2 protein-coding genes are annotated in these 6284 nt (G+C 60.0%); both read right to left on the bottom strand.

The window, feature by feature from the left end; genetic code table 11:
• Positions 1-1814, bottom strand: a 1814-nt coding sequence (locus tag L692_RS0107485) for a peptidoglycan-binding domain-containing protein (protein WP_025698592.1), incomplete at its 3' end; no start/stop codon positions are given.
• Between the two features lie 44 nt (positions 1815-1858).
• Positions 1859-6284, bottom strand: a 4426-nt coding sequence (locus L692_RS28060) for an RHS repeat domain-containing protein (protein WP_025698590.1), incomplete at its 5' end; no start/stop codon positions are given.

Below are 6284 nucleotides of genomic sequence, written 5' to 3'. Positions count from 1 at the left end.
TCAAGCAGAGTCTGCAAGCTTCCATTGCCGATCAGAATCGGCTTCTCCAGCGCATAGGTCCGCTTGAGTGCCGCCAGAGCATCAAGGATAGCCTGCTTCTGCCGCCCCACTGCAATTGGCATCAGATTCAGGGTAACGGCGTTTCCGAATGCCGACGCTTGCAGCTCGCCGTCCATAAACACCAATCCGCTGGAAGCCGATTCGACCAACTGGTCAATCAGCTCCCAGTCCTCGGTGCTTTCAAGGAGATCGCCGGGCAGGCTCGGCGGCAGGTTCTGTCCGATATAGGCATAGCAGGCTTCAGGGCCGAGAACCGGATGGTTGAGCTTGCCGGACACAAGATGCGCAAGCACGAGGCGCATGACGTCCTCGGCGGCCATGCCGGCCCGCAGCGATGCCTCGCTGATCTGCCGATGCTGCTCCGTCTGAACGAGTGCTTTAACGGCTCCGGGAGCTATGGCCTTGTTCACCGCGGCCATGCGTGATTCGAACTCGGAAATGCCGCGGTAAGGCTCGTCGCCCTGCGTGAAATTGGCCCAGCAAATCATGGCGGGATTGACCAGCGTCCGGCTGCCCAGCTCCTGATTGCCGGCGCCGAGGGCTTTGACCTCCAGGGAGAATGAGCGCTTGATCTGCCCCGTGGCCGAATCACGCGGCGGATCATAAGGGATGTCGAAAAATCCGTTTCCAGCCGTCTGACGTTCGGAAAGCAGGGCGCCCGGACCGCCGATCAGCCTCTCCCACACCTGTATTTTAATTCCGCCCATACCGACCCACAGAGGGTCGCGCACCGATCCGCGAACGCGGTAAGCATATTCTTTCTCGCTTGCCAGGGGATTGGCCTGAAGCACCTCGCGGTTGAGACTGTCCAGGGTCTGGCCTTCGGCATGTCCGGTCACAGGGAGAAACCGGGCACGCTGGTACTCAATCAGGGCTTCCCGGGTCGATTTGCCGAAGGTTTGGGTCTTGAACTCTTGCTCATTAATGCCGTAGCCCAAATAAGCCAGAGCTTTCTGCATACCGTTGACATGCCGGGCTTTCATATTAAGCCTTGCTGTTTTTCGGATGGGCTTCAGCTCCCCCGCACTCCCCGGCTTCATGCGCATCACAGGCTGCGGAATGCTGGCCGCAAGCGAAGTCAGCCGGTCATAGGTGACAGGGTCCAGCTCTCCGGTAGGGGGCAGACCATACTTCTGCTGCAAGGCTTTTAGCGCTGCCCGGGTGGTAGCTCCAATTTGCCGTCCGCGCAGCTCGCCGTGATCCACCCGCACCTCGCCCAGCTTGGCGGTGTGGAGCGCGCGCAGAAGCGTTCGATGCAGCACAGCCACCTGTCCCTTGGAGCTGAACCGGGCCTTTAGCGCTTCTTCGCGTAGCCTTGCCACAATCCCATCCGAAATCCGTCCGTCCTGCGCCAGCCTCATGTCAGCCTGGAACCGCTTCAGCCCCTGCTCCGTGCTGGGTCCGAATTTCCGGCTTCTGATTTCCTCGGGGTCGATCGGCTGCCCCACGCGCTGCAGCAGCTCCTGAACCCGCTGTGTCCGCGTCTTGCTCCCGGCCACAAAGGTATGCGCCAGCTCCGCGTTCAGCCTGGCCACCGTATCCTTCGTCAATTTCCCGTCCGCAGGAAGGCCCGCCCGTTCCTGAACGGTCCGAATCGCTTCCATTGTGGAGGCTCCCATTTCCTTGCGCGCCAGATCGCTGGAGGAGATATCCAGCTTCAATTTCCGGAGCGCGGACTGAAGTTCGCCGACGGACCGGCTGCCAAGCGTATCCGGGGATATCTTCAACCCTTTCGGGAAGATGAATCTGTTCATGGCTTATCCTCCGTTTCTTAGTCGGGCATTGTTTGGTTCGGATGCTACCATAGATCGAAGAAACGACCGGCATGAAAGATGCCGACTCCGACTGCGGCAATGGCACCCGCAGCAAGCAGCAGCGGCGCTCCCGCGATTCCCGCCAATATTCCAATCGCTCCGGCCGCAATGGCCAGTCCCGCGAGTACCCCTACGCCCCCGGCCACTGCACCCTTCGTGTCACCCGCCTGATAAGCCCTGTATCCGCTTACTCCAGACGTAACCGCGATGCCCAAGCCACCGATAGCCACCCCGACAGTTAATGCGCTAAAGCCTGCAACTGTGGCCCCTGCAGTTGTCATTGCGTAGATCTCCAGTCCGCCGCCGACCGTGCCAAGCGCGTCCCCGACTCCCATGGCTGCATCGCCTCTCGCGATATCGGCGCCCAGCGAGAAGGCCGATAATCCCGTTCCCACTACCGTCAGAACCTTTCCCGCTGTACCTATCAAGCCGGGCAGTCCCCGCACATACTCAGGATCAAGCGGATTGTTCGGAATGGGCTTGCGCGCGCCAGCCAGCGCGCCATCGACGGCAGTCTCCACCGACTTGGGCGCATCGGTCGGGGCGATCATGACCGCTTGCGGCCTCTTTCCGGCCATCGTCCCGGTCGGGTTGGCGGTGACCGCGTCGCTCGCGGCCCGGGTCGCGTCTCTTGTAAACTGCCTGATGTATTTGGCGTCCGTACTGTCCGTTGACTTGATCTGCTGCACCTTGCTTCCACCCGGAGGCTCAAAGTCAAAGTCCTTCACATTATCCGTCTCCCAGACACGGGGATTATTGGTGTACAGATTTTGCAGTATGAACCCTCTCTGGCTCCCCTTAAGACCTTCATTTTTGAATGAATGCTTCCATATAAAAAGCTCGGCTTCCGGCGCAGCGAGGCTTAGCTCAGTGCCGCCGCTGCCAAGACTTCCCGTCTCCGGCTTATCGGCTGAAGGCGCCTTTGGCCCGGATTCATCCGGAGGCGCTCTCCCTGGGCCGGGCGGACTGTTCAGACCGCCCGTTCCATCGCCTGCGCCGGGTACTTTCAGCCACCTGCCGACATCCCAGTTACCGCCGTCGCGCTTCGCCAAGCCTACGCCTTTGCCTGAAGCGTCGGGGCTTGCCGCCTTGCCTTTGTCGTCATAGCCGGTAAAGTCATATCCGCGGGCTCTGAGCTTGCCCGAGAACTCCTTGGGATCGGTAATCCCCTCCAGACCGAGATCCTTAAGCGAGTAATCGGTATGCTCCTCCTGTGTGCCACTAGGATCGCGCCACATGACCGGATTGTTCGAGCAATAGCGATAAAGATTCATTCCGGCCGCAAATCCGGCGGGGTCGCCGCTTGTCCACCTTCCAAGCCACGGCGCGTAATATCTCGCCCCGAAGTAGTACAGCCCCGTCTCCTCATCGCGTTCCTTGCCGCTAAAGCGGTATCGTTTCAGGCTCAGGTCATATCCTGGCCTCGCCATGCGGTACGCCGTGGTGCCGTAGGGATGGTACTCCTCGTATGAAACGGGCTTGCCGTCTTCGTCCGTCTCAAGCACCGCCGAGCCCAGATGATTGGAGTACAGGTAACGAATAAGCGGAAGGTTCAGCGGATTGGCGGGGTCGCTGCCGTCCTCATCCCGGGACTTGGTGTCGGCCCGCGCAATAATTCCGGTATTGTCGCTGATATGAACGGTCCGGCGCTCGAAGCGCAGCTCGCCCGTATCTCGCCGCCTGCGCCTGAAGATCAGGACCGCGCCGAGGTAAATCCATTCCAGATTCAGATTCCCGCCCCGCTCGACGACTTTGCGGATTCGCTGTCCACCCAGATCGTACACGTAATGCGCCGTGCCTCCGCCGCCCAAATCGGCCCTTTGCAACTGGTCGAGGAAATTCCAGCTCAGGCTCGCCAAATGCGGCATCCGGTTCATGTTGCCGAAGGCGTCGTAGCTGTAGGTCCCGCTGTACGGGCCCTGATCCGGATCACCCGGCATACTGGTGGATACCAGCCGGTTAGTCCCGTCCACCGCGTCGTTCTCATACGCATATTTGTACCGGCGCGTCCAACCGCCGCCAATGCCCGCCTGGGCCGCGTAACGATGCCGCAGCACCGTGATATTTCCCACAAGGTCATACTCATATTCTTCGGTGTATCTGCGCACAGCTCCCGCGTTATTGGAGTGAGGCAGCTGCGGCACAAAGTCCAGATCGGTGTCGCTCCGGATTCCGTCATTGACGCCGCCCGCATGCTCGCGCCCGGCTGCCCAGATGAGCTGATAGGCCGCGTCGTACCGGAACAGGCTGTCCGGATGAACGACAGCGTTGTTGAAATAATGCGTTTGCCGGGCCTCATCCTTGATTTGGGTAATATTGCCCACCGGATCATAGCTGTAATGCAGATTTTGCAGCGCCCCGCTATTCGGATCATCGCCGGACCCGAAGGTTACCAGATTGAGCAGACGGAAGCTGCGGGGATCATAGAAATACCGGCTGTAAGCCTCATTTCCATAAAGCGCCTTCAAGCGGCGGCCCTTCGCATCGTAATCCTGATTTTTCAGGAACTCGGTAAAAGCGCCCTGTCCCCCGATCTGCGCCGAAAGCGAGGCCAGAAAGTTCGCTTCATTATATACAGGCTTGACAACGGTGTGATCCGGGAGAGTGACCTGAACCGGACGATTCATCGCGTCATAATCGGCGGAGGCCCAAAACACCTCACTCGTGTCCAGCTCGGCACTGGCCGCCGCCTGAATAGCGGTATAATCGGGTTGATTCAACAATACAGCCCAATTGACATTGTGGCTGTACCCGTTGGACAGAGTGCGTTCCACCCGCTTGGGATTGCCTTTAAAATCCGCCTCTGTCAGCCGCACCATACCGGCCTGATCGAAAACCTGATGGACCGCCCCCAGCAGATTCAGTTGTTCAGCAGCGGGATGTCGGTCCCCGTACACAATGCAGCTGAACAGAATTTCCGCCTGTCCCGCTTCCTTTACATAGATGCCGACGGGACGCTGGAGTGTATCGTATTCGGTGCGGAAATGACGGCCTTGCTCATCCCAAGCTCTCAGGAGCGCGCCCGCCGCATTCTGGAATAGCCAGCGCCGGCCTTTTTCCGCGCTTTCTCCAACAACGGGGGAGCCGGCCATGCTGACGAATCCGCTTGCAGCTTCACGCCCCAATGGGTCGAACATCCTGGTGAAGCGGCCTGTCAGATCGCTTTCCGAACGGACGGCCGCAGTCTTGCCGTCTCCGTAGTCGGTCACCGTATAGAACGGGCGGCCCAGGCTGTCCAGGCGGACGACCCCCGGCGTGTCCGCATGCCGGGCCGCGAGCCAGGCGGCGCGCCGCTCGGGATTGCTCAGCGGCTCAGGTTCGGCAGACGGGTCCGGACTCCCCCGCTCGGCGTACCACCCGCTGCCCATGACGGTATCGTTGGCGTCATATACCTTCTGATGCCACGGATCGAATTCGATCCTGGTGCGGGTGCCGTCCGGATACTCTGTTCGCAGGTTGCGTCCGAGAGGATCGTAGTAGAGGATCGGAGTGACGCCGATTTCACGGAGACTCCGTTCGTCTTCATACTCGTGTGTTGTGCTGAAATAAGGCTCATACTGCTTGACAGGGTTGCCCTTGTTGTTCAGAATTGTCCGCCCGCTGCCGATCCAGCGCGGATTGGCGTCCACCTCCATGGCGGCGCCGTCCGGACCTGCCCGCAGGGCTGTGCCGGGGTTGGCCTGACGCTTGGCCATAACCACGCCCCCGTTCCCGTCCGAGTACACATAGCTTTCCTGCCATCTGGAGTTGGCCGGACCGTGCCGCTCGCGGGCAAGCATGCGGACATAGTTGGGCTTGCGGCCTTTCATCCACTGAAACAGATCGTATTCGACCCGTATGGTCGGATCAGCCAGTGAATCGCCGTCTCCACTCCCCGCCTTCCCCATAACTGCGGACTTAACGACGACTCCCAGAGCGTCCATCTCCACGGCGGCGCGGTTTTTGTTCGGATCGGTCAGCATTACCGGAGCCAGCATGCGGTAGTCGTTGACTGCGGCGCTTTCATTCCAGGCTGCCTGTTTAACCTTTACCCGTTCCACGAGCAGATCATACCGGTCATAATCCGCAGCCGTCTCCACTCCGAAAATATCCTTCATTCCGGCGGGAATATAGAAATGAGCAGCGGGATTAGCGGGATATACCGCAGTGCCGGAGCGAATCCACCAGTTCTCGTCCCCGTCCAGATGCACGTAGCCTGCCTGAATAAAATCGGCCTCGCTTACGCTCCCGGCGTAGGCTGACGCGACAACGCCCGGCGTAAAGGCAAGCCGATAGCTTTGATGGATCAGGCCCAGCGTCCCCTGCCGCCCAGGTGGAAGCGGATTCAAATGATCGTCCGCATAGATCGTCCGGCTTCTCGACAGCAGGCGCTTCTGCGGGGCTGGGCCTCCGGCCAGCGCTTCGTAGGGA

It is taken from the genome of Paenibacillus forsythiae T98, assembly GCF_000520735.1.
Classification (GTDB): Bacteria; Bacillota; Bacilli; order Paenibacillales; family Paenibacillaceae; genus Paenibacillus_AQ; species Paenibacillus_AQ forsythiae.
The sequence above is the reverse complement of the archived record's forward strand: the minus strand, read 5'-3'. Positions and strand labels throughout refer to the sequence as shown.